Below are 21,229 nucleotides of genomic sequence, written 5' to 3'. Positions count from 1 at the left end.
GAGCCGGGCGCCAGCGGCAACGGGGCGAATGGCTACGCTGACTCCGCAGGCTGGAGGAGGTCGCGATCTTATGGGTGATGGGCACGGGCCCGGACGGTCTGAGCAGGAGGACCAGCTCGGAGCTGGATGGGAGCTGCACCGGCCTGCGGTTTTCGGTGTGGCCTACCGGCTGCTGGGGAGTGTGGCCGATGCCGAGGACGTGACCCAGGACGTGTGGTTGCGGGCGGCCGGAGCGGATCTGCGGGACGTCGGTGATCTGCGGGCTTGGCTGGTGACGGTGGCCGCGCGGCGGTCGTACGACATTCTCAAGAGCGCGCGTGTCCGTCGGGAGAGCTATGTCGGGCCGTGGCTGCCGGAGCCGCTGCTGACGGGGCCGGACGCGTCGCAGCCGGTGCTCGTCGACGAGTCCGTCAGCTCGGCGATGCTGCTGATCATGGAAGAGCTGAGCCCGCCGGAGCGGGTGGCCTTCGTCCTGCACGATGTCTTCGGGCTTGAGTTCGGCAAGATCGCCGAAGTGCTGGACGTCTCCGCCCCGGGCGCCCGGCAGCTCGCCTCGCGGGCACGACGGCGGGTGGCCAAGGCGAAGCAGTCCGTGCCGCAGGCGCCGAAGGCGGAGCGCGAACGCGTCCTCGCGGTGTTCCGCGCCGCATACGAGGCCGGGGACCTGGCCGGCCTGGTCAGGCTGCTGCACCCGGACGCCGTCTTCGTCACCGACGGCGGCGGCAAGGTCACCGCGGCCCGCAAGCTCATCCACGGCGGCGAGCGTGTCGCCGAGGTCATGGTGCGGGTGGGGCGCCAGTGGCATCCGGACCGCATCGCCTTCGCCGAGGTCGGCGGCGAGCTCGCCCTGGTGTTCTACCGGGACGGCCGGGTCGACTCCGTGGACACCGTCCAGATCACCGACGGTCTGATCACCGCGTACCGCCGGGTCATCAACCCCGACAAACTCATGCGCGTCTGAGCTGTCACACCCGCAGGGGCTATCTCGTCTCCCTGGTGAGAACGCAAGAAGCGGGCGACGAAGGACGCGGAGGTGAGATCGATCGTGCGGAACGGCACACATCCACCTGCCGCGTCCTTCCGACGACGAGCCGCTGTGAGCCCTGCGTGTGAACGGGCTGCGCGCTCGAGCCGCTCCCCCCGAGCAAGGACCTGTCCCATCATGATCAGAATGCGGATCGCCGGTGGCGTCCTGGCAGCTGCCGCGTTGACTGCGGCCACGGCCTGCGGCAACTCGACCCCGGCCGCCCACGCCCACCCCGTGCCCCCGCCCTCGCCATCGGCCTCGGCCGTCGCGACGGAGCACCCTACCGATTCCCTCACACCCCTGCTCCAGCAGGCCCTTCCGAACGTGGAGGGCAAGACGTTCACCACGGCGATCGTCGACTTCCCTCCCAACGCTCGCGCGGTACCACACCGGCACGGCCAGGCGTTCGCCTACGCGTACGTCCTGGAAGGCAGCGTACGCAGCACGCTCGAAGGCCAGCCCACCACCACCTACCACCAGGGCGAGAACTGGGTCGAGCCGCCGGGCGCCCACCACGTCCAGGCCGAGAACACCAGCGCGACCAAGCCGGCCAAGCTCCTCGTCGTCTTCATTGCCGGCCCCGGAGAGGCACTCAAGACCGACGACCCGAAGTCCTAGCCGAGGGTACGCAGCGGGTGGCCGCTCTCCGCGCACTCCGTTTCGGTTTCTGCCGGAACACACTTCGGCCTCCTCGTCGCGCCTGAAGGGCGCGACGCAGGCCACACGAACCAAAGAAGGAACCATGAACGACCCCAAGCGCGTCAACCTCGCCAAGCAGCACCCGGCCTCCTACAAGGCCCTCACCGCCCTGTCGGAGGAGGTGCAGCAGGCCGCCGCCGCAGCGGGCCTCGACCCCTTCCTGGTCGAGCTGTTGAAGATCCGTAGCTCCCAGATCAACGGCTGCGCGTTCTGCCTGCGCATGCACACCCGTGACGCCCTCCAGATGGGCGAGAACCCCGACCGGATCGCCGTACTGCCCGGCTGGGAGGAGACCGACTACTTCTCCGAGACCGAACGCGCCGCTCTCCGCCTGACCGAGGCCGTCACCCGCGTCTCGGACGGACACGTCGGCGACGAGGACTACAACGCCGCCGCAGCCGTCCTCACCGCGGACCAGCTCTCGGCAGTCGCCTGGCTGGCCACCCTGATGAACGCCTTCAACCGGGTCGTGATCACCAGCCGATTCACCGTCGCCGGCTGACCTCACGGCCCGGCCGGACGTGCTGCCCATCACCGAAGCCGCCACCGCGCCCCTGGCCTGACCGCAGGCCCGGGCGCCGGGTCCGTCGCCACTCGACGCCCGGCGCCCAGCGCCTGGTCAGCTCCCGCCAAGCGGGCACCTCTGGCAGCGGACCAGACAGGTCAAGGGTGAGACCGTGCCCGTCCGCGCGGCCGGTCAGCCAACCCAGGAGAGCCGCCGCCGGACCCGACGCCCGAGGCCCGCGCCCGTCACGGAGCTGCCGGAGGGCCAGGCGTTTCGCATCCTACGGTCACGGCCCGGCGGGGTGGCTCGGGGCGGCCCTCTGCGGCGCTCTCCCGGTCACCCGCCCCACCCATTGCGACGGAGAGCGGCGCGCAGGCGGGCGTACAGCCCTCCCCGTGGGGCTACTTTGCCCGGCCCGCCGGCCCGGGGCGGGTCAGTGTTAGGGAGGGCCCTGAAGATGTCGTCAGGATGAACGCCCTTTTCCCGGCGGATCTCGTCTGGTGACTTGCGTTTTCTCTTGGCCCGGCAATCGGCGCAGAGGTGATCCTGGAACCTGACTCCCGAGTGGTTGGGCCCGTAGCAGATCTGACATCGGCGCTGATTAGTCATGGACACACCATGTCATGGGGTGGGCTCCCGGCGGGAGACTGTCGTTGCCGCCTCGCACGCCACCGGTGCCCAGGGCGTCCGGCCGGTAGCCCTCGCCGTCGAAGCCGCGGTCGAAGTCTGCGAGAACCGGGGCGAGTTCGGCGGCCGCACCACACAGCGAGCACAGCCGGACACCCGGCTGTTGCGGCAGGTCCAGGGCCCGCTCCACCGTCAGCACCGGCGCCCCGGCCGGGGCCTCGTCGCAGTCGACGGCGTGGACGACACCGCCCCGGCTGGGACCGCGGACGCCGGCCTTCGCCAGCACCCAGCGCCACGGGCGGCGTGGCCCCGAGGCCTGGTCCACGAGGGACGGCTTCGGGGGGTACTCGGTGGGGACCTGGTCGTACGAGACGCCGTCCACGGGCCGCACCTCGTCCGGAGCACGGACCCAGACCCGGTGCTCGGCAGGCTCCACCGAGTCCCCAGGGGCCGTTGCGGTACGTCGGCAGCCGACCTCGTACCGCCAGCCGTCTGGCGAACTGGCGCCGGGACCACAGGCGGGCGACGACCTCCTGGTTCCCGGGCAGCAGCACCCAGATGGGCACAGGCAGCGGCTCGGGGCGGAGGATCTCGTCACGTTTCCCACCGTACGGACGAGCGCCTGGACACGCGGCCCGCGTACCGCAACACCAAGGACGGCGACGCCGGCCGCGGAGTACCGGGTGTGGGTACGCGCCTCCGAGCACGTACGGCCGGTCGACGGAGTCTCCTACGACGCTGTGCCCACCGAGCGCCTGCCGCCGCCGTCGGCGGCGCGCGAGGTGCTGGGGCCCCGCCGGCCTTCGGGCTGCGTGCTGCGTGCTGCAGAAATCGGGCAGTGGTGAGCCCGGCCGCGCCGTGCTGCACGCCGTCGACCGCACCGAGGCCCCGCAGGGCGCGCCGCTGCTGCCCCTGGAGCGGGCGCTGGACGTCGCGGAGCAGCCCGGTCACCCGGCTGTGCTCCCTGCGCGACGCAGCGCAGGAACTGGACCCGTGCTGCTCGGCTTCGACTCCATCGAGGGCGGCTGATCTCCACCCCTTCGAGTGAGGGCGCCCTGGTGGACGAGGCCGGCCGACCATTACGTTCCCCGGTGACCTGATGACCGAGCATGGTCAGCGTGGACTCGACCTCCTGCCGCGCCCATCAGCATGCCGCAGGCGCCCGCACCGCCGCGCCGCGTATTCCTGGACGACGCGGCCGACCTGTTCAACATCGTTCAGATGAGGCCCTGGGCCGCTCCCGTGGCGGGCTGACCTGCAAGATCCATCTGGCCGGTGAGGGCGGCCGACGTCCGCTCGCGTTCATCGTCATACCAGGCCAGTCGGGGTGATGCTCCGCAGCTGATCCCGGTCCTCGAACGCATCCGTGTCCCACGTCCGGGCGGCGGTCGTCCGCGCACTCGCTCGAGTCAGCGAGTACGTGCCGGGGCGAAAGGAATTCCCGAAGCCATGCCGCGGCGGCCGATCATGAGGGACTCGCCGAGGAAGCTCACACCGATGGAGAGCTGGAGGGGGCGTGCGTTCTCGTGCATGCCCATCTTCACCGCCAGGACACTGAAGCCGGCCGTGACCGCCAGGGTGCCGATCAGGGCGAGGAAGGTGCGGCCGGTGTATCGCTGCCACAGGACGCCTCCCTTGTCGACGAGTTGCACGGTGGCGCCGCGGAGTGCGCCGAGTGCCGCGCCGAGGGCGGAGCCCGTGATGACCCAGGCGAGGTCGGTGCCGGTCAGGTCCTTCATCTTGATGAGGGACAGGACGCCGATGCCGGTCAGGATCACAGGCGCCGCGAAGAGATCCCTTACGTTGACCGGTTCGCCGATGATCCGTTTGATCACGACCGCGATCACGACCACCGCGATGATCGCGGCGAGCAGCCAGGGGTTCACACAGATACCGCCCATCTTTATAGCTTGGTTGAGCTAAAAAGATGTTAGCCCAGTCGTGCTATAACAGCAATGTGCCAAAGATCGTCGATCCCGTGACCCGCCGCAGGGCGGTGGCGCAGGCCGTCCTGTCCGTCGTCGCCCGGCATGGGCTGGAGCATGCGTCGCTGCGGAACGTCGCCGATGAAGCCGGACTCGCCATCGGCTCGGTCCGCCACTACTTCGCAGACCACGACGAGTTGATGACCTTCACGATGAGGGAGCTGAGCCAGCGCATCGGCGACCGTATCCGCACCCACGCCGAGCGGCTCCTGGCTCCCGACGGCCGCACCGACCGCCGGGCCGCAACAGAAGAGCTCCTGACCGAGTTCCTCCCCCTGGACGAGGCCCGCCGCCAGGAGGCCGCACTCTGGCTCGCCTTCACCGCCGCAGCACACACCCGCCCCGAACTGCGGCCCTGTGCAGCCGAGATGCAGGCCGACCTGCACACCCTGATGTCGCGCGTGCTACACGAAGCCCAGTGCGCCGGCGGGCTGCCAGACGGCATGGACGTCGAACTGGAAAGCACGCGACTGGCCGCCCTCCTCGACGGACTCACTCTCCAGGCGACGCTGCTGCCGGACCGCTATCCGCCGAAGCTGCTCCGGCAGGTACTGCGGCGGCACCTGGACGCCCTCAAAGCCGGCAGTTGACCTCCGGCCAACACGTTCAGCGTGCACGCCTCCGAGACATCCAGGGCTCACCGGTCACCTGGCCGGCACTTCCCCACGGTCGCCGCCGTGTCGGCGTGGCAGGCGAAAGCCCGCAGTCTCCACATCGACTGCCAACCAGCGCAGGGCAGGATCGCGGCGCGATGCTGCCCGCCGGCGCCCAGCCCTTCGGAGCCGGTTGTACAGCGGCCGCGTCCCCGCGCCGAGGAAGTCCGCCACCCGCGCCGCGTTCGCCGGACTGTGGGCGGCCTGGCCCACGCACGTGAAGCGGAACGGCTCCTGGGCTGCAGCCGATCCGGGGCACCATCAATGAGAGAAGCCTTATTATCGTCGTTCCGACGAAATAGGTTATCGTCGTCCCGTAATCACGGGGCCAAGAGCGCCGACCCGGCGGACAGCTCGTTGGCCGAGCATGTTCAGCTGGTGGCGGCGGTGGTAACGGCCGAGGCTCTCGGCGAGGAGTGGAGGAACCGCCACCATATGACTTCGACCTTTCCTGGCCGGCGCCCGCTCGTCGAAGCCGATGCGGATGACGATGCCGAGCTCACCGCGCTGCGAGAGCAACCCCAAGGCTGGATCCTGTGGGAACTTCGGTCCCGGCGCACCGCCCTTGACTCGCTGCTGAGGGCCTACTCGCCGCCCAAGCCGCGTCACGAGGCGACCTAACCCTCCGTCGGCGTCCCGGGGACTCGAAACCCCGGTCACACAAGGCAACGCAATGAGGTTGTGTAGATGAAGAACTGTGGGGGACTCAGCTGACCGGCATGCTTTGGTCGACATCGTCCTGGGATTCATGCTCCTGGGTCTGCTCGTGTGGATGTCCCCGTTCATCCTGGGGCTCAGCGTCCTCGGGCTGATCACCTCGGTGGCCACCTGGGAGCCGTGGGGGATTCTGGTCTCCTTCATCGCCTGCTTGCTCTCAGGGGGTCTGATGGCGCTTCGCGAACCGGACAAAATCTATGTCATCATCAAGCGCTGAATCCCACGGCTGATGGTGATGCCGAGAGCTGCCCTCCACGGTAATCAGGGCCGCCACCCGCCAATGGTCACCCCTGCCGCCACCGCCATTCCCGCTACGTGCGCCGGGTCGAGGCGCACTCCGAACACGAGCACTCCCACAGGCAGGTGAGCAGCATGGACGCCGCGCCGAACACCGACGCCGCCGTGGTGACCGGGACGCCGGGAAAGGCGCCCAGAAGCTCCGTTTCGTCCCGAAGCACGCCTTCCTCACGCCTGATAGCGGCCCCAACGGCCCAGGCGGGCGAGTTCACTGCGGGCGGCAGCCTCCGTCAGGCCGAGCGCGGCCGCGGTCTGTGCGGGGGTGGCGTCCTTCTTGGCGCAGTGAGCCGCCCAGTAGCCGACTTCGCTGGCGGTGGCCTCCATCCGGCGGGCCGCCCGTACCGCGGGCTTTCGGGCATTCACCTGTGGAGACGCGAAGGTCTCACCGCTGCCATCGCACACGGCCCCGACCCGCGCGCATGGCGTGTCAGATCGGCCGGAGCGTAGGTTCCGGCGGCGGGGAGTGCACGAACCAGAACCCGTCGTGGCGCGCGTCTACACCCCCTGCGAGGCCCGGCGGGCGGGTCGACGGGCTCTGCGCAGGCGGTGAGCCCGCGGGAGACCGGAAGCGATGCCTGCCTCTCGCGTTCGCCCCCACAGCAAGCGATACCCAGTTCAAGCGCGAGCGCACCTGGCTGAGATACGGAACGCGTTCAGGCTCATGGGTGGGGGTCCGTATGAACCGCAGGCTGCTCGGCCTCCTCGCATGCACGCTGGTCCTGGCAGGACCGGTGACTACGACTGGATGCGGCCGATATGCCCCATGCCCTGCAGCGGGCCAGAGGCCCGAGGGGCTGAGCAGGCAGGACCTGGTCGGCACCTACGCAGACTCTGCCGCACGGTTGACTCTGCGCGACGACGGGACTTTCACGACGGTCGGGTGGCCCGCAGACCTTGAAGGAGCCTTTGGCGGCCCCCAGGACAGAACCGGCAGCGGAACCTGGAGGCTGGCTGCCACCCACGACGTGGGCTGGCCGGTCTCTTTCAGCTTCCACAAGATCAGTGGCTACTGGGACAGCGATGTCAAAGGAGGCCTACTTCGGAGGCGGCCTCTACCTCGGCGGCAGCCGAAACGATCCACGCCTCTACAACTTCGCGGGCGACCCCGACCATTGCGACTCAGCACCCTCACACGGAACAGCTGAGACGCCCGACCGCGGCCGCCTTCACCTCGCCCAGCACGCCGCCCGCACGAGAACTACCGCGTCGGCAGTGCCTCAACAAGGCACCCGCCCGCAGCACCCGCCTTCCCGCCGACCACCGGCCGCGCACGGCCGCGCGCGAACGCGGCGCCGGCTGCCCGCCGGGGCCGGCAGCCAGGTCCCGCACGTTGCCGCCGGTGCACGGGCACGGCGGCCGACTCGGCCCAGGACGAGATGGTGTACGGCGCCAGGAAGCGACCATTGACAGGGATGGTGTTCTGGAGAAGGCCGCCACGCACGCCAGCGCGATCGGCAAGAGCCTGCTCACCCAGTTCCCCTCCGACATGCGGACCGACCACCTTAAGCGTTACGGCACGGCCCGCCTGACCCGGCGCACAATCACCGACGCCCGTGTCCTCAGCGACACCCTCGAGCGCCTCACCTGCAACCAGCCCGTCTTCGACCTGCGCGAGTACGCGAACAAGACCGTCTGCTCAGCCGTAGGCGTCAACACCGGCACCGAAGCCGGCAGCCTCGCCCTCGCGATGCCCCTGGCAGACGCCCACCGCCTCAAGCACGCCACCCACACCCTCGCCCGCAAGGCAATCCCCGTCCTGCTCACCCTGCTCATCTCCGGTGGCATCACCCTGTAGAACTTGCCCGAACGTCCCCGCGGCCGGTGCCGGGGCTCAGCCGGCGGCACCTCGCAACAGCCTGAAACTTCCATCCAACCGGGGCGGCGGCCGGGTCTCCCCCGCCCCCGTCCCGGCATCCGGTTCTCGGCGTGAGCATGGCCGGCGGCGAGGGCGAAAGGATCACGCCCAGTTGGTGAGGTCGTAGACGGCCTCGCACAGCGGGTCCCGCGCGTCGTGGACGCGGTGCGCTGCCAGGGTGGTGGGCTCCTCCGGCCGGAGGAGGGCGATGAGTTTGCTGGCGGCCCACCAGCCGACGGTGCGGGGGGTGCCGGTGTCGTCGCGTACGGCCAGGTCGATGCCGAGCGTGCGGTTGCCGTGGGCGAGGTAGACGCGGACGGTGTCCGGGTCCGGGCGGACCATCGCGCGGATGCGCCAGTCGGTGCCGGGCAGGGGTACGCCGATGAACCTGCGCAGGGTCAGCAGGGGCATCGGTGAAGTGGTCGTCCATGCCCGTACGCTTCCCTCTCCCGGTCCGGCCGCGCGGGCGGTCACAGGTCGTTGACCCAGTCGGGGCACAGGGTCTGGCCCAGGCAGTAGGCGGTCACCGTGCCCAGGGGACGCCCGTCGGGGGTCCGGGCCCCGGCCGGACCGCTGGTTCCCCTCTCTGCGAAGGAGACGGTGCGCATGCGCACTTGGCCATTGTTGATGGCCCCCAGCACTCGGCACGCGTGCCCGTCACCTTGTCGGCCACTCCGTGGTACGGGGCGTCGATGGCCTTCTCGCTGCGCATGCGCCCTGGCGGGTGGGCCCAGTTCCCCGCGGCGGGATCACCCGGCGTGGTGGGGGCGGTGCGAGGAGACCGGCACGGTCCAGGCCCTGTCCTAGGATCGGGCCGTTGTAAAGGAGGTCCGGTGCGGGCCCCCGCCTTCGACGCGAGGAGGTGGGTCTGACGTCGAGGCGTGCCGCAGGCGCTACGGCCGCGCTGGAGCGGTGTCCGGGCTGATGAGGTCCTGCAGGAACTCGCGACGGGCGGCGGAAGCAGCCCTGCGGCACCGACGAGGTGCCACCGGCAGCCAGGGACGAGGCGGCCGAGGAGCCTGGCTTTGTTGGTGAGTCTCGGCTCTGGGCACTTCTCGTGGTGCGACCACTCTGGGGGTGGTCAGTGGAGGCTTCAGGGGGCATAGGCCTCAAGAGGAGATCGCTGGACGTGCGTTCCGGAAGGCACGCATCTCCTCGTACTCGGCCAGGAAGCCTCGAAGAGGCGTTCGCCGGTGGCGACGCACTCATCGTCGGCGTCGTAGGCGGTGTCACCGAGCCAGTCGAGCACCAGGGACCTCGGCGTGCACCCAGGGCGTTAGTGCGGCCTCGGGCAGTGGTTGTACACGGGGTCAAACGGTGGTTGCACGCAGGCCGGAGAGGGCTCAACCCGCTACCCGATGCGCACGATGACCTCGCTTCCCTAGGGTCTTCCTCGAATCCACTCGACGAATCCAAGGGAGAAGGACGAGTCTGATGCGAACGACAGCACGATGTCGTACGGGTGTGGCCATGGCGGCGGCTTGCGTCATCAGTGTTTCCGCGTCGGCGACCACCACCGCAAGCGCCCAGCAGCCGAACCAGCGGACCGCTGTTTCCGAGTCCGCCCCCCAAGGCGCGGCCGCCGAGGCGATCAACACGACGGTCGACGCCAACAGCCAGCTGCGCTGGGGCCCCTACCTGAGCAGCCGCAAGGCCGGCGTGACCGGTGCCAAGTCCAGCTTCTACGTGGAGTGCTACAAGCGCGGCTCGGACTACAACGACGGCAAACACCACACCAACGTCTGGTACCGGGGCGTGGTCATCGACGACTCGACCAGCCGCACCTACTACGACGTTTACTCCTGGGGCGGCAACGTGAACACCCCGCACGACCCACCGGCAGGCCTCGGCCGCTGCTGATCCGGACGCACACCACGACAAAGCCGGGCCCGGTGCTCCCCGCGACGCGCAGGGCGGCGCCGGGCCCTGCCGGCCGGTCAACACCGGCGGGCAGGCCGTCCGGACGGCTCACAGCTCGACTCACGAGGAGCGTGATGACCCACAAGGCCCACACCATCACCAAGACACACACCGTGACCAGCGCCGGAGCGCCCCCGCGAAAGCCGGCTCGCCGGCTGCGGGGGCTGCCGGGGATCAGCGCAGGCGCCACGCTCCTCGTCGTGGTGGCCGCAGGAGCGGCGCAGGCAAGTCCGGCGGCGTACCGCGGATGCGACTACCCGTACGTCTGCCTCTACCAGGGGGAGACGGAGACCGGTCGCTACAAGGACGTCACCGCCGACTGGCAGGTGCTGCACGCCAGCCGTGGCGCCGCCTACCTGGTGAACACCCGCAGGGACGACACCGTTCTGATGCACTTCACCAACGGCAGGGTCATCTGCGTCCCGCCCCTGGCCAACCCCGCCAGCCCCCTCATGTACGGGACCATCGACAAGATCAAGATCAGGAGCACGTCACGATGCTGAACCCTGCATCCGCCAACCCGACGTCACGGACTGGGCCACCTCTCATGCGGGCACGCGCCACGTTCACTACCATCCTCGTCTTCACCACTGCCCTCATAGGCGGACTCATCCCGGTCGCGGCCTCTGCGGCCGCGGCTGTGCCTGCCGCATCCGCCCAGTTCACCATGGGAAGGTGCGGACTCTACAACGGCAGCGATCTCATCAGCCGCGGTGACCGCGGCACGAAGGTGAAGGAAGCCCAGTGCCATCTGCACGCCTGGCGCTATCTTCCCGAGTCGACGGACGTCGACGGCGAGTTCGGGCCGAAGACAGAGCGCGCCGTCAAGGCGTTCCAGCGGGATCGCAGGCTTGGCGTCGACGGAATCGTCGGACCGAGGACATGGGCGGCGCTGCGCAATGGGTGAAGGGAAGACCGGCATGAGCAAGTACGCAGCGGTGCTGGCCGCCGTCGTGATCGCCTCCCTCACGGCGACCGGCTCCCCGGCATCCGCCCTCGCGCCCGCCCCGGGAACCCCGAGCGCCGCCAACTGCGCCACCTCCCGTCCCTTCCTGTCCCCGGGGGACAGCGGGCCATGCGTGGCCTTCCTCCAGCGCAGACTGAACGCGAAGGGCGCCGGGCACCTCGCGGTGGACGCGGTGTTCGGCCCGGCCACCACCCGCGCGGTGAGAACCTTCCAGAGGGCCTGCGGCTTCCGCAACCACGAGATCGACGGCTTGGTGGGCCCCAAAACCTGGGCCGGTCTGATCGACGGATCCTGCGTGTGAATCCCCCGACCGGCCGGCGCCGGCCGGTCGGGGGGGCGCCTGGAGCCCGGTGAACACAGGTCCCGGGTCAGTTCAGGATCGTGGCGCCAGCGACACCACGTCGCCTGCTCGGCGGAATGACCGACCCAGCCTTCGAGCCCAGTCCAGGCGTGGGCGGCCGACGGGCTGCCGGTGGTGTTCTTCTTCATCGTCGGCAACGGGCTGAAGCAGGAGCTCGTCCACGGCGAGCTGCGCGACCCGAAGCGGGCCGGGCTGCCGGTCGCCGCGGCCCTCGGCGGCGTCGCTGTGCCGGCGCGCATCGGGCGCGGCGGCGCCCATCGGGTGGAATACCGCCCACTCCCGATACTCCACCTCAGTGTCGCCGCAGCCTGCCGAAGGCGAAGAGCCGGTCGCGTTCCGCCGTCCACCGCCAGGCCGCTGGCCGGCACACGGGCCGGCACGCTCCGGCCGCCTGGACCAAGCCTGATCGTTTCGCCGGTGAATCCCCTCCCCGCGCGGATCGCCCCGCCAGTATCCGCCCCCGTAGTCGCGTCGGAGACCGCGATTCACGTGAGCAGCACAGCGGTCACGAGCGAGAGGGAGCAGCGGCGAGCCGAGGGCCCGTGTGCCGGTAGCCGCGCCCGCTGCGGGGGGGGGGGGGGGGGGGGGGGGGGGGGGGGGCCCCCCCCCCCCCCCCCGCCGCAGGGGGTGATCAGCGAGCCAGGAAGGCGAGGATGCGCTCGTTGACTTCCTGCGGCTTCTCGGCGAGCAGATGGTGGCCGGCGCCTTCGATCATTGCGCCGTCCGATCCGGGGGGCAGCATGGCGATGATCTCGGCGAGTGTCGCTTCGTCGACCACGGGGTCCTCGGTTCCGTGGAGGTACAGGGTGGGCTGGGAGGGCAGCTTGTTCAGCACGCGGGCCATGTCCCATTGCGGGGTGCCGAATGTTGCGGCCGGGAAGTTCTGCCGGTAGAGGTCCAGGCCGAGGTGGAGCCTTTCCGGCGTGCTGAGTCCTTCCTTCATGGCCTTGCGGTCCTCGGTGGAGTCGTAGCCGGGGACGGTTCCCGTCCAGTGGTCCCAGAGCCAGTCGAGGTAAGCGAGGTCGTCGGCCGCGACGAGTTGGTCGGCTATGGCCATCTGGAAGAAGTAGAAGTGGACGTACCGCTCGATCCTGCCGGGGTCCGCGCTGTTGCGGTCGTAGAACGACAAGGGCGGTACGTCGTTGACGACCACCTTGGCCCACCGCTCGGGTGCGGCCGCGGCGGCTCCCCAGGTGGTGAACCCGCCCCAGTCATGCCCGATGAGAACCGCATCGGACCCGCCGCCGAGCGCCTCGTGCAGAGCGTTGGCGTCGGCGATCAGGTCGGGAAGGCGCATGCTGCCGTCCGGCGGCACCTGGGACGGGGCGAACCCCCGCATGGTGGGTACCACGGCGTGGTATCCCGCCTCGGCCAGCGCGGGCATGAGGTACCGGTACAGGTGAGGCGTGTCGAAGCCGTGCAGCATCAGGGCGAGCGGCCCTTCTCCCGCTTCGACGTAGGCCAGGTCCAGGCCGTTGACGGTGATCCGCTTGTGCTCCATTTCCAGCTCCTTGGCATCCAAGAGTCGCTAAAACGAACGTTCTAACTAGTCGGAAGTTAGCACGAGGCCCGCGCGCCCCACAAGCTAGAACGAACGCTCTACCCAGTAGGCTTTGCCGTATGGCGAAATCACCACAGCCGGGCACTCGGGAGCGCATCGTCCACGCGGCCTCCCTGCTGATGCAGCGTCAGGGGTACGAGGGGACCGGCATCAAGCAGGTCGCCCAGGAGGCCAAGGCCACGCTCGGCTCGGTCTACCACTTCTTCCCCGGCGGCAAGCAGGCTCTGGGCGTGGCCGCGGTCCAGCACGCCGACCAGGAGTTCGCGGAGCTGCTGTCGGCCGTGCTGTCCGCGGAGGCCGACCCGGCGAAGGCCATCGCCGCCTGCGCCCGCGAGCTCGCCCGCCTCCTGCGCGAATCCGGCTGGGTGGACGGCTGCCCGATCAGCGCCACAGCGCTGGAAACCACCGGGCGGGCCCCCGACATCGAGCAGGCCGTCGCCCAAGCCTTCCAGCACTGGCGTGACTTGGTGGCGGACACACTTCGCGAAGCCGGATTCCCGGAGGGCGACGCGCACGGCCTGGCCATCACCGTCATCAGCACCCTCGAAGGCGCCGAGCTCACCGCACAGGTCTTCAAGAGCGAGACACCGCTGACCGTCGCGGGCGAGCACCTGGCCCGGCTCATCAATTCCTACAGGGGGTGAGAGTCGGCCGGCCTCCCGTGCCGGCCTCGCCGCCGGGACCGGGCGGGCGCAGGCCCCTTCGGCAAAAACCCCTCCAGCACCGCCCACTGCTCGTCCGTGAGATCTCCCGCCCCATGAACTAGTAGTGCTTTGTTAGACGGTGTCGTGGGGCTGCGGTCGGATGGTTTGCCGGCAGGTGGGGCAGGTGCCGGTCCAGGTGGCGAGGAGATGTTGGAGGAGGTCCCGGGCCTGGGAGAGGGTCAGGCCCGGGCAGGGGCTTTTGGGCAGGTCCGCTGCTCGGTCAGGAACAGGTGGGCGGCGGTGACGAGGGTGACGCGGCGGTGCCAACCGGTGAACGAACGTCCCTCGAAGTGGTCCAAGCCCAGGTCGGTCTTCAGTTCGCGGTAGTCGTGCTCGATCCGCCTCCGGGCCATCGCCATCCGGACCCGGCCTTCGCCGCAGCCCGGGGGCGCTCCGCCCTGTCGCCGGAGTCCCTGTTCGCCTTCGGCCTGACGGCTCTGCTGGACGGCGTCGCCACCCGCGTCGCGGCGGCGCGCCTGAGGTGGGCCCCGGGCGCGGACGGCACGGCCCCCGCACCGGGAGCGGAAGCCACGAGGCCCGGCACCCCGGGCGGGGGAGCCGGGCCTCGTGGGAGCGGGCATGGATCGCGGGAAGATCATCAGATGACCGGAGAATCGACGTCCCGTTCCACCAGCACGCTGAAGCCCTCACAGAAAGGGACCCGGTACGCCTTCACCTGCACCAACACCCCCCTTACCTGACCCACCAACGCCCGCCGGCCCCCGAACGACAGGCAGACGTACCCGAACGGACCGGTCGGCGGTAGTACTCAACCAACCTGCGCAGTCAGGCCCGCCTCGGCCGAGCGGGGATGACGTCGATGCCGGGCATGGGGAGGACGCGGTCGCCGGTGAGGACGAAGAGGATCTCCCGCGCCAGGTCCCGTACCGCCGCCCAGGCGGGATCAGTGGCCAGAGCCTCGTAGGCCCACGGGTCAGCCGGCCGCTCACCGCACATCTCCTGGAAGTGATCCCCGATCATGCGGAGTTCCCCCATCACAGCCACGGCGTCAATCTCATCGCCCTCTTCGTGCACAAACACCGGCAGGGCGTTGTCGAAGTCGTACAGCAGATCGTCCGTGGCCATGGGGAACGACCTCAGCCACCTCTGCTGGGCAGCGGCATCCGCAGCCAGCGGGATCAGGGCGGCGATGAGAAGGCGGCGGGCGCGGCAGCCGTGGTCGTCGTACACAACCACAGTCTCCCGCAGCGTCCGCCAACCGGCGTCAGACCTGGCCGACTCCGCCGCGGACCCCAAGAACGGCTGGGCAAGGATCCAGACCGGGCCGCTGAGCGCGCAGCACAGCTGGCCGCGATCGACAAGGACTGGAACTGCCCCTGGCTGGTGGACTGGCAGAGGCACCAGCGCGTCCTGGCGGACCTGGCCGACGCTGATGGCGTCCTGCCCCACACCGCGCCGGGCGTCGTCTTCGACGGCGACAACGTCGGCAGGTGGCTTCAGCAGCAGAAGCCACCGACCACCTGGGCGCGACTGCTGCCCGAGCAGCAGACACGGCTGACCGCTCTGGGCGTGCAGCCCGACCAGGCGCCCTCTCCCGCCCCTGCGGCCAGTCCTGGGGCGGGAGGGACCACGCAAGGCACAGCAGGCATTCCAACGCAGCCTGACAACCCTCACGCAATGGGTGGAGCGGGAAGGCGGGGCCCCGGCCGGTCGCCAGGGCCCACGGTGAGGAGGTCGAACGGTCGAGGGCGAGGCAGAGCCGGTCGTGGTGAAGCTGGGCGTGTGGGTCTCCAACACCAAGAGCCGACGCGACAAGCTCACCACGTCCGTCCTCCTCGTGACCTCGGCCCGCACAGAAATCACCCGAGTGGCGGGTCATCCATTCCCTTCACCCCGGGCGGCCCCGTCAGCGGAGACAGCGTTCTGCTGCACGTTGTTGAGGCGGCCGACCTGGCGTTCGATCAGCTCGGTGGGGAAGGAGGAGCTTCGTCCGATGTCGAGCCGCGTGAAGGTGGCGATGGTGTTCCCGGCCCTTACTACGGTCACCTGCTTGTCGGCGGCAGATCCGTGCGAAAGCGAGACGTGCTCCCGCAGGGTCACCGCTTCGTCCCTGGCACTGACCCGTCTCCCCTTCGACACTTCGGGACTGACTGTACGTCAGTTCGGCGTCGAGCCTCTGGTGGCGGCGCTGCCCGCAGACGACGCACTCGCCGCGCGGTCGCGCCTGCACGTGCGGGAACTCGCGGGGAGGCCGCGCTTCCGGCTGCCGGCCGGGACGGACGCGCGGTGGCGCGCGTACTGGCTCGCCGCTGAGGAGGACACTCCTGGCCCGGTGGTGGCGTCCGTCGAGGAATGCCTGCACGCGGTGGTGTGGGACGGGGTAACCGGGATACTTCCGGCCGGCGCCGCGCGCCGACACGCGCGCCCTGGCCTCGCGTTCGTCCCGGTCGACGGCCATCCGCCGAGCCGCCTGGTGCTGGCCCGGCGCGCGGACGCCCCCGACCCGCTCGTGGACGCGGTGGCCGCCGCCCTGGCGGACGCCCACGCCTCGGCGGACCCTCTGGTCGGTGTCCACCCCGTCGTTCCGGTCGCGCACCCGGCGGCCGTCGCCGGTGCCGAAGCCTCCCGCCCGGCCTGAGCGAAAAGCCGCACGGCGTCCTCAGACTCCGGCGGGACGGCCTCCGGATGCCGCTGCACCGGCGCCTGGGTGGTGTGAAGGGACCACCTGGGATGATCGGTTCCCTCGGACCGCGGCCCTCGGAAAGCCATGTGGTCGTGGCCCGGCTGCGGGCGCGGTTCTGGTCCGTCCGGCTCCGACCCGGAACGACACCCACCGGTCAGGTTCGGCCCCGGCGCCACCCCCGTCCCCCTCGATCCCGACGAACCACCACCCGTACGCGGGCCGTAGGTGTATTGCCCAGTGAGGTTGGGGACGCGGCTGGCGGGTGGTTTGCCTGCGAGTGCGGTGTGTCCGCGGTGGTGATCGCAGGTGTGCGGCCACTGGGGAAGGCGTCGCGTCGTTCCTGTTCTGACCGGTAGGGGCGGGCGTAGGCCCACTCGTCCAGGAGGGTGCGGTTGAGGCGTTCGACCTTGCCGTTGGTCTGCGGGCGGTAGGGCCAGGTTCGTTGTGGCTGACCCCGGCCGCCGCGAGCGGGTCGCGCCAGGCATACGACTTGCAGCAGGAGCCGTTGTCGGTCAGCACGCGCTCGACGGTGATCCCGACGCCGGCGTAGTAGGCCTGGGCCCTGCTCCAGAAGGCGGTGGCGGTTTCCTTCTTCTCGTCGGGCAAGATATCGCTGTAGACGAGGCGGGAGTGGTCGTCGACGGCAGGTGTGCTCGACGCGGGCGGTGCGGCCGGTACGGGCGGCCTCGTCAACCGCACGCGGCCGGTCGTACGCGCGTACCGGCAGCACGCGCTCCCAGTCGGTCAGCGGCCGGGCGACACCCACGCAGGGCCTGGCGCCGGCGAGCACGGCCGAGCACCCCGCACCCTCGGCGGCCGGCCGCTGAGTCTTCCCCGAATCCCTCACCCGAACCCCATGACCGGCCCACATAATGCGACAAGATCTGGGGACGAGTTCTAGCGGAAACGACGCTTCCCCCGATCGACAATCTGTTCAAAGATCATGGGCGGTCCGGAAGCATTTCATCCGCTTCTATGACCAGGCACCCCTACCCGATGAGGACTCATGCTCTCCCGACACCACATCGCCCCTTCCGCCGCGAGACGGAGATCCGTCCGGACAAGGAGCGGAGGAGCGCTCGTCCCTTGAGATTCCGGATCGGCCGCCCCAGCAATCCGCCCGCTCACCAGCCCACGGAAGAACCGGCGCACCATCACGCCCCCGCCACTGCGCCGCCCCTGGCCTCCGAAACGCCCTTGTCGGAGCACGAGATACACCTGGTCAAGGCTTCGGTGTCGGTGGTCGCCCCCGTGGCCGAAGAGATGACGGTCTACTTCTACGCCATCCTGTTCGCCCGCTACCCGCAAGTACGTCCGCTGTTCCCGCCCGGAATGGACGCCCAGCGCGGCCGCCTCCTGCGCGCGCTCCTGCACATCGTGGACGTGGTCGACGACCCGGCGAACCTGGTCCGCTTCTGCGGGCACCTCGGCCGCGACCACCGCAAGTTCGGCACCCTTGCCGCGCACTTCCCGGCGGTCGGCGAGTGCCTCCTGGCCTCTCTCGCCCGCTACGCGGGCGCGGCCTGGACGCAGGACATCGCCGACGCGTGGACGAAGGCGTACGGCGTGGTCTCCCAGGTCATGATCAGCGCCGCCGAGGAGGACGAGGCGGTGCGGCCCGCCGTCTGGCCCGCCACGGTGGTCCACCACCTCCCCCGCGGACACGGCATCGCCGAGATAACCGTGCGCCCCCACCTGCCCTACGCGCACCAGGCCGGGCAGTACGTGAGCATGGAGACGCCGTGGTGGCCGAAGCTGTGGCGCTACTACTCCCCCGCCAACGCGCCCCGCGCCGACGGCACCCTGACCTTCCACGTCCGCGCGGTGCCCGGCGGCTCGGTCAGCGAGGCGCTGGTACACCGGGCAGCGGTGGGCGACGTGCTGCGGCTGGGCCCGCCGATGGGCGACATGGTCCTGGACGCGGCCGTGCACAAGGACCTGCTCTGCGTCGCCGGCGGTACGGGGCTCGCCCCGATGCGCGCCCTCATCGAGGAGGTCGCCCGTCGCGGAGGACGCCACCAGGTGGACCTGTTCCTCGGCGCCCGCACCGGCGACGAACTGTACGGGGTGGACGACATGCTGCGGATGGTCCAGCGGCACCACTGGCTGACCCTGCGGGGTGCGGTCTCCCACGAACACATCCCCGGCATCCGGGGATCACTGCCGACGGTGCTGGCCGAGTACGGGCCGTGGTACCAGCACGACGTGTTCCTCAGCGGACCGGCGGCAATGGTCTCATCCGCCAGCGAAACGCTGACCCTCCACGGTACGTTGCCCGACCGTATCCATCACGACCCGTTCGAGACCCCCGTTCTGTCCACCCGCTGAGCCGGATCCCCGTTCACTCTCCCAGGAGCAGCCCCCGTGATCTTCCCTCCACCGTCGTCCGGTTCGGCCGGTGAGCGCCGGTTGCAGCAGCAGCTGGGTACGGCCGAGCGCGCCGCCCGCTTCTACGACCAGCAGGTACGCTCCCACCTGACGGACGAGATGCGGGAGTTCATCGGCTGCCAGAGCATGGTGTTCCTGGCGACCGCCGACTCCCACGGCGAGTGCGACGCCAGTTTCCGCGCCGGGCCGCCGGGGTTCGTCCACGTCATCGACTACCGGACGCTCGCCTACCCCGAGTTCCGCGGGAACGGTGTGCTCGCCAGCGCCGGCAACATGACCGAGAACCCGCACCTGGGCATGCTCTTCGTGGACTTCACCCACCACCACGTAGGGCTGCACGTCAACGGCGTCGCCCGGCTCTACGACGACGCGGAGCTGCGCCGGGTCCATCCCGGCCTGCCCACCGACGTCGCGCCGGGGCGGGGGCCCCAGCTGTGGGTCCACCTCACGGTCCAGGAGGCGTACATCCACTGCTCGAAGTACATACCCCACCTGGAACCGGCTCCCCGTCCCCTGCGCCAGGACCCGGCCCGGCCCAAGGACGCGGACTACTTCACCAAGCGCCGTGCCGCGGTGTGGTCGGGACTTTCCTGACGCGGCGCGGTCGGGCGTGAGGCGCACGGGCGCGCTGTGACATCGACTCTGGGCAGCGCGGGGCGCCGTGGGCGCGCCCCCGCCGCGGCGGTCGCGGCGGGCGCCCGTGGCCCGTCGCGCGGTACTGCCGTACCGTGGCGGACTCGGCCACGACCCTGACCGGCGTACTGGGTCGTCCTTATGGACGGACCGCGCACCCTGTGCGCACCGGGCGACGTCGGCCACCTGGTCCTCATCAGGCACCAGGTAGCGGCGAAGAACGCGGAGGTGGATCGGTGGCCGTCCTCTCCGCTCGCTACGGCCAGCCGGAACCAAGACCTGGCCGGCCATGCGGCCCGCGCTGAAGAGCCGCGGGCCGGCCGGACAGGTCCGGGCCGTCCGGAATGCCCAACCCCGGGTGTCCGCGCTCACCACCACCGATTCCAGTGGCCGGGGCCGGGCAAGCGGCGGCCTCCGGCGCGGTCGCGGGCGTACCGGGCTCGGGTGCGGCAGGCGCCGCCTACGGGTTCGGGGCGGCCACGGGTCCGGCCGCCGGTGCGGTCCCTGCTAAGCCGGGAGGGCGGCGGAGGCCCGGTCGACGCCGGCGCCCTAACCATGTATGCGCCGCTCGGGGCCGCGCGTTGCGGATGCCGGCGACCCCGGTGGTACTGCTCCAGGCATGTCGGGCACCGGACCTTGCCCGCGCACGCCATACCGGCACGGGCTACCCGCGGCCGGCCCGCCCCGGGGCCGGGCAGCCGCCCGCAGTTCAGGGGCGTCGCCCCGCCACACGAACCAGCCGACGGCCGCCGCCACGCCCTCGACGTCCATCAAGTCTCCTTCCTGCTCGCGGACATCGACCTGCACCTGGTCGACGCTCACGCTGTGGACGTCCGCCGGCAGCAGCGCCGACCGGACGCCGCGATCCGGACCCTGGTCCAGGTAGAGGACTCGTTCGAGCCTGTACCGCTGTCGGACCTCCAGGAGCAGACGCTGTGCGACGTGCTCGGCTACGACCTCAGGGCCGGCACCGCCGACGCCGCATAGCCTGACAGTTGTCCTGTGCCGCCACCCAGAGTTGACCGTCTGCCATCAGACTTTGACGGATGGGGAAGGCTGCAACTGCCAGGTGACAGATGCAGGCCGTGACGGGGGCTGGTATGCGGTGGGTGTTCCGGTGGATCGTCAGGGGCTCGGGCGAGACGAGACCCCTGGACGTGTATGACGTCGCGTTCCTGGCGGGCGGGGCCCGGCATGTGGTGGACAGTGCGGTCACCGCGCTGCACCAGCGTGGGCTGCTCATGGTGCGCAACGCGCAGGTGCATTCCGTGGAGGGGAGGCAACCCCTGCATCCGGTCGAGCGCGCGATGGTCGTCTTCTGCCGGCGCTCGACGGACATCGACATCGTACGAGCCGTCCTGCAACGCTCACCGGAGGTTGAGGAGATCGGCCGCGGGCTGGCCACGTGGGGTCTGGTGGCGGGCGCGGAGCGTCAAATGACCCCTGCGGGCCGGCGACATCTCCAACAGGCCCAGCGTGACCCGCGCATGCTGGAGTACGTCTTCCCTCATCGCAGCCCGCACTGGGAAGGAGCCGCGCCGCCCCCAGCGGGCCAGCCCCGAAGGCGGCCGGGCGGCAATCGTCGCTACGGTGACCCCGGCCCCGGCCTGGATACGGATACACACTCCGGCGGCGGTCACAGTGGCGGCGGGGGCGGCGGCGAGTGAGGTCCCACGGGCCACTCCC

General features: G+C 70.3%; 24 protein-coding genes and 5 pseudogenes. 19 read left to right on the top strand and 10 right to left on the bottom strand.

Annotated features, from left to right (window positions below):
* Positions 1 to 70 precede the first annotated feature (70 nt).
* The 3 genes from sigJ to ACFY7H_RS24890 all read left to right on the top strand — a co-directional run bounded on the left by sigJ (position 71) and on the right by ACFY7H_RS24890 (position 2,228).
* On the top strand, positions 71 to 961 hold the full coding sequence (gene sigJ / locus ACFY7H_RS24900; RefSeq protein WP_388941723.1) for an RNA polymerase sigma factor SigJ: 891 nt from the start codon (positions 71 to 73) through the stop codon (positions 959 to 961).
* 201 nt (positions 962 to 1,162) lie between these two features.
* Positions 1,163 to 1,645 (top strand): cupin domain-containing protein, encoded by a 483-nt coding sequence (locus ACFY7H_RS24895; protein ID WP_388941720.1) that lies wholly within the window; start codon positions 1,163 to 1,165, stop codon positions 1,643 to 1,645.
* A 124-nt stretch (positions 1,646 to 1,769) separates the two neighbouring features.
* The gene (locus tag ACFY7H_RS24890) at positions 1,770 to 2,228 is read left to right on the top strand and encodes a carboxymuconolactone decarboxylase family protein (protein WP_388941717.1); all 459 of its coding nucleotides are present in this window, start codon (positions 1,770 to 1,772) and stop codon (positions 2,226 to 2,228) included.
* Positions 2,229 to 2,940: 712 nt separating this feature from the next.
* On the opposite strand, the pseudogene ACFY7H_RS24885 reads toward ACFY7H_RS24890, so the two are convergent.
* Positions 2,941 to 3,424 (bottom strand): annotated as a pseudogene (locus ACFY7H_RS24885) (DUF6233 domain-containing protein); the annotation flags it as partial.
* Between the two features lie 253 nt (positions 3,425 to 3,677).
* On the opposite strand from ACFY7H_RS24885, the gene ACFY7H_RS24880 reads away from it, so the two are divergent.
* Positions 3,678 to 3,887 (top strand): hypothetical protein, encoded by a 210-nt coding sequence (locus ACFY7H_RS24880; RefSeq protein ID WP_388941714.1) that lies wholly within the window; start codon positions 3,678 to 3,680, stop codon positions 3,885 to 3,887.
* A gap of 77 nt (positions 3,888 to 3,964) precedes the next feature.
* Positions 3,965 to 4,266 (top strand): annotated as a pseudogene (locus ACFY7H_RS24875) (IS5/IS1182 family transposase); the annotation flags it as partial.
* A 1-nt stretch (position 4,267) separates the two neighbouring features.
* Here ACFY7H_RS24875 and ACFY7H_RS24870 read toward each other — a convergent pair.
* Positions 4,268 to 4,759 (bottom strand): DUF1453 domain-containing protein, encoded by a 492-nt coding sequence (locus ACFY7H_RS24870; RefSeq protein WP_388941711.1) that lies wholly within the window; start codon positions 4,757 to 4,759, stop codon positions 4,268 to 4,270.
* Between the two features lie 56 nt (positions 4,760 to 4,815).
* On the opposite strand from ACFY7H_RS24870, the gene ACFY7H_RS24865 reads away from it, so the two are divergent.
* The gene (locus ACFY7H_RS24865; protein WP_388941708.1) at positions 4,816 to 5,433 is read left to right on the top strand and encodes a TetR/AcrR family transcriptional regulator; all 618 of its coding nucleotides are present in this window, start codon (positions 4,816 to 4,818) and stop codon (positions 5,431 to 5,433) included.
* A 787-nt stretch (positions 5,434 to 6,220) separates the two neighbouring features.
* A complete protein-coding gene (locus ACFY7H_RS24860; RefSeq protein WP_388941706.1) occupies positions 6,221 to 6,430 on the top strand; it encodes a hypothetical protein in 210 nt (69 codons plus the stop codon).
* 248 nt (positions 6,431 to 6,678) lie between these two features.
* Here ACFY7H_RS24860 and ACFY7H_RS24855 read toward each other — a convergent pair whose 3' ends face one another.
* The gene (locus ACFY7H_RS24855) at positions 6,679 to 6,873 is read right to left on the bottom strand and encodes a hypothetical protein (RefSeq protein ID WP_388941704.1); all 195 of its coding nucleotides are present in this window, start codon (positions 6,871 to 6,873) and stop codon (positions 6,679 to 6,681) included.
* A gap of 976 nt (positions 6,874 to 7,849) precedes the next feature.
* Here ACFY7H_RS24855 and ACFY7H_RS24850 point away from each other — a divergent pair.
* Positions 7,850 to 8,305 (top strand): IclR family transcriptional regulator C-terminal domain-containing protein, encoded by a 456-nt coding sequence (locus tag ACFY7H_RS24850; RefSeq protein ID WP_388941701.1) that lies wholly within the window; start codon positions 7,850 to 7,852, stop codon positions 8,303 to 8,305.
* A gap of 162 nt (positions 8,306 to 8,467) precedes the next feature.
* On the opposite strand, the gene ACFY7H_RS24845 is transcribed toward ACFY7H_RS24850, so the two are convergent.
* A complete protein-coding gene (locus tag ACFY7H_RS24845; RefSeq protein WP_388941698.1) occupies positions 8,468 to 8,776 on the bottom strand; it encodes a hypothetical protein in 309 nt (102 codons plus the stop codon).
* 59 nt (positions 8,777 to 8,835) lie between these two features.
* On the bottom strand, positions 8,836 to 8,979 hold the full coding sequence (locus tag ACFY7H_RS24840; protein ID WP_388941695.1) for a hypothetical protein: 144 nt from the start codon (positions 8,977 to 8,979) through the stop codon (positions 8,836 to 8,838).
* 856 nt (positions 8,980 to 9,835) lie between these two features.
* On the opposite strand from ACFY7H_RS24840, the gene ACFY7H_RS24835 reads away from it, so the two are divergent.
* From ACFY7H_RS24835 to ACFY7H_RS24815, 5 genes and pseudogenes are all read left to right on the top strand, one after another.
* The gene (locus tag ACFY7H_RS24835; RefSeq protein ID WP_388941692.1) at positions 9,836 to 10,225 is read left to right on the top strand and encodes a hypothetical protein; all 390 of its coding nucleotides are present in this window, start codon (positions 9,836 to 9,838) and stop codon (positions 10,223 to 10,225) included.
* Positions 10,226 to 10,359: 134 nt separating this feature from the next.
* The gene (locus tag ACFY7H_RS24830) at positions 10,360 to 10,788 is read left to right on the top strand and encodes a hypothetical protein (RefSeq protein ID WP_388941689.1); all 429 of its coding nucleotides are present in this window, start codon (positions 10,360 to 10,362) and stop codon (positions 10,786 to 10,788) included.
* Positions 10,782 to 11,192 (top strand): peptidoglycan-binding protein, encoded by a 411-nt coding sequence (locus ACFY7H_RS24825; protein ID WP_388941686.1) that lies wholly within the window; start codon positions 10,782 to 10,784, stop codon positions 11,190 to 11,192. The genes ACFY7H_RS24830 and ACFY7H_RS24825 overlap by 7 nt, the downstream gene beginning before the upstream one ends.
* A 13-nt stretch (positions 11,193 to 11,205) precedes the next feature.
* Entirely contained in the window at positions 11,206 to 11,553 is a 348-nt protein-coding gene (locus ACFY7H_RS24820) for a peptidoglycan-binding protein (protein WP_388941683.1), read from the top strand.
* A 141-nt stretch (positions 11,554 to 11,694) separates the two neighbouring features.
* Positions 11,695 to 11,853, top strand: a pseudogene (locus ACFY7H_RS24815) (Na+/H+ antiporter NhaA); the annotation flags it as partial.
* A 391-nt stretch (positions 11,854 to 12,244) separates the two neighbouring features.
* On the opposite strand, the gene ACFY7H_RS24810 reads toward ACFY7H_RS24815, so the two are convergent.
* The gene (locus tag ACFY7H_RS24810) at positions 12,245 to 13,114 is read right to left on the bottom strand and encodes an alpha/beta fold hydrolase (RefSeq protein WP_388941680.1); all 870 of its coding nucleotides are present in this window, start codon (positions 13,112 to 13,114) and stop codon (positions 12,245 to 12,247) included.
* Positions 13,115 to 13,233: 119 nt separating this feature from the next.
* Between ACFY7H_RS24810 and ACFY7H_RS24805 the strand changes: the two genes are divergently transcribed.
* A complete protein-coding gene (locus ACFY7H_RS24805; protein ID WP_388941678.1) occupies positions 13,234 to 13,818 on the top strand; it encodes a TetR/AcrR family transcriptional regulator in 585 nt (194 codons plus the stop codon).
* A 239-nt stretch (positions 13,819 to 14,057) separates the two neighbouring features.
* On the opposite strand, the pseudogene ACFY7H_RS24800 reads toward ACFY7H_RS24805, so the two are convergent.
* The 3 genes and pseudogenes from ACFY7H_RS24800 to ACFY7H_RS24790 all read right to left on the bottom strand — a co-directional run.
* A pseudogene (locus ACFY7H_RS24800) lies at positions 14,058 to 14,243 on the bottom strand (IS701 family transposase); the annotation flags it as partial.
* Positions 14,244 to 14,664: 421 nt separating this feature from the next.
* A complete protein-coding gene (locus tag ACFY7H_RS24795) occupies positions 14,665 to 15,069 on the bottom strand; it encodes a hypothetical protein (protein ID WP_388941676.1) in 405 nt (134 codons plus the stop codon).
* 645 nt (positions 15,070 to 15,714) lie between these two features.
* Positions 15,715 to 15,939, bottom strand: a complete 225-nt coding sequence (locus tag ACFY7H_RS24790; RefSeq protein ID WP_388941784.1) for a hypothetical protein — start codon at positions 15,937 to 15,939, stop codon at positions 15,715 to 15,717.
* On the opposite strand from ACFY7H_RS24790, the gene ACFY7H_RS24785 reads away from it, so the two are divergent.
* On the top strand, positions 15,833 to 16,477 hold the full coding sequence (locus ACFY7H_RS24785; protein ID WP_388941673.1) for a LysR substrate-binding domain-containing protein: 645 nt from the start codon (positions 15,833 to 15,835) through the stop codon (positions 16,475 to 16,477). The two genes, ACFY7H_RS24790 and ACFY7H_RS24785, sit on opposite strands and share 107 nt — an antisense overlap.
* Positions 16,478 to 16,749: 272 nt before the next feature.
* Here ACFY7H_RS24785 and ACFY7H_RS24780 read toward each other — a convergent pair.
* Positions 16,750 to 17,167: pseudogene (locus ACFY7H_RS24780) on the bottom strand (integrase core domain-containing protein); the annotation flags it as partial.
* A gap of 552 nt (positions 17,168 to 17,719) precedes the next feature.
* Between ACFY7H_RS24780 and ACFY7H_RS24775 the strand changes: the two are divergent.
* The 4 genes from ACFY7H_RS24775 (at position 17,720) to ACFY7H_RS24760 (ending at position 21,210) form a co-directional block, all read left to right on the top strand.
* Positions 17,720 to 18,850 carry a globin domain-containing protein gene (locus tag ACFY7H_RS24775; protein ID WP_388941670.1) on the top strand — a complete coding sequence of 377 codons (1,131 nt, stop codon included), beginning with the start codon at positions 17,720 to 17,722 and terminating at the stop codon, positions 18,848 to 18,850.
* Between the two features lie 36 nt (positions 18,851 to 18,886).
* The gene (locus ACFY7H_RS24770; protein ID WP_388941667.1) at positions 18,887 to 19,504 is read left to right on the top strand and encodes a pyridoxamine 5'-phosphate oxidase family protein; all 618 of its coding nucleotides are present in this window, start codon (positions 18,887 to 18,889) and stop codon (positions 19,502 to 19,504) included.
* Between the two features lie 675 nt (positions 19,505 to 20,179).
* Entirely contained in the window at positions 20,180 to 20,530 is a 351-nt protein-coding gene (locus tag ACFY7H_RS24765; RefSeq protein ID WP_388941665.1) for a hypothetical protein, read from the top strand.
* Positions 20,531 to 20,619: 89 nt separating this feature from the next.
* A complete protein-coding gene (locus ACFY7H_RS24760) occupies positions 20,620 to 21,210 on the top strand; it encodes a TIGR04222 domain-containing membrane protein (protein ID WP_388941662.1) in 591 nt (196 codons plus the stop codon).
* Positions 21,211 to 21,229: the final 19 nt, after the last annotated feature.

Source organism: Streptomyces sp. NPDC012794, from assembly GCF_042901085.1.
Lineage (GTDB): Bacteria > Actinomycetota > Actinomycetes > Streptomycetales > Streptomycetaceae > Streptomyces.
This window is presented reverse-complemented; position numbering and strand designations above follow the sequence as displayed.

What these genes read in the sequence shown, in the direction of transcription:
- ACFY7H_RS24845 (WP_388941698.1), bottom strand. Translation starts at nt 8,776, where the DNA reads ATGCCCCTGCTGACCCTGCGCAGGTTCATCGGCGTACCCCTGCCCGGC.
- ACFY7H_RS24805 (WP_388941678.1), top strand. Translation starts at nt 13,234, where the DNA reads ATGGCGAAATCACCACAGCCGGGCACTCGGGAGCGCATCGTCCACGCG.
- ACFY7H_RS24895 (WP_388941720.1), top strand. Translation starts at nt 1,163, where the DNA reads ATGATCAGAATGCGGATCGCCGGTGGCGTCCTGGCAGCTGCCGCGTTG.
- ACFY7H_RS24825 (WP_388941686.1), top strand. Translation starts at nt 10,782, where the DNA reads ATGCTGAACCCTGCATCCGCCAACCCGACGTCACGGACTGGGCCACCT.
- ACFY7H_RS24820 (WP_388941683.1), top strand. Translation starts at nt 11,206, where the DNA reads ATGAGCAAGTACGCAGCGGTGCTGGCCGCCGTCGTGATCGCCTCCCTC.
- ACFY7H_RS24810 (WP_388941680.1), bottom strand. Translation starts at nt 13,114, where the DNA reads ATGGAGCACAAGCGGATCACCGTCAACGGCCTGGACCTGGCCTACGTC.
- ACFY7H_RS24890 (WP_388941717.1), top strand. Translation starts at nt 1,770, where the DNA reads ATGAACGACCCCAAGCGCGTCAACCTCGCCAAGCAGCACCCGGCCTCC.
- ACFY7H_RS24835 (WP_388941692.1), top strand. Translation starts at nt 9,836, where the DNA reads ATGGCGGCGGCTTGCGTCATCAGTGTTTCCGCGTCGGCGACCACCACC.
- ACFY7H_RS24785 (WP_388941673.1), top strand. Translation starts at nt 15,833, where the DNA reads ATGTCGAGCCGCGTGAAGGTGGCGATGGTGTTCCCGGCCCTTACTACG.
- sigJ (WP_388941723.1), top strand. Translation starts at nt 71, where the DNA reads ATGGGTGATGGGCACGGGCCCGGACGGTCTGAGCAGGAGGACCAGCTC.
- ACFY7H_RS24830 (WP_388941689.1), top strand. Translation starts at nt 10,360, where the DNA reads ATGACCCACAAGGCCCACACCATCACCAAGACACACACCGTGACCAGC.
- ACFY7H_RS24760 (WP_388941662.1), top strand. Translation starts at nt 20,620, where the DNA reads ATGCAGGCCGTGACGGGGGCTGGTATGCGGTGGGTGTTCCGGTGGATC.
- ACFY7H_RS24870 (WP_388941711.1), bottom strand. Translation starts at nt 4,759, where the DNA reads ATGGGCGGTATCTGTGTGAACCCCTGGCTGCTCGCCGCGATCATCGCG.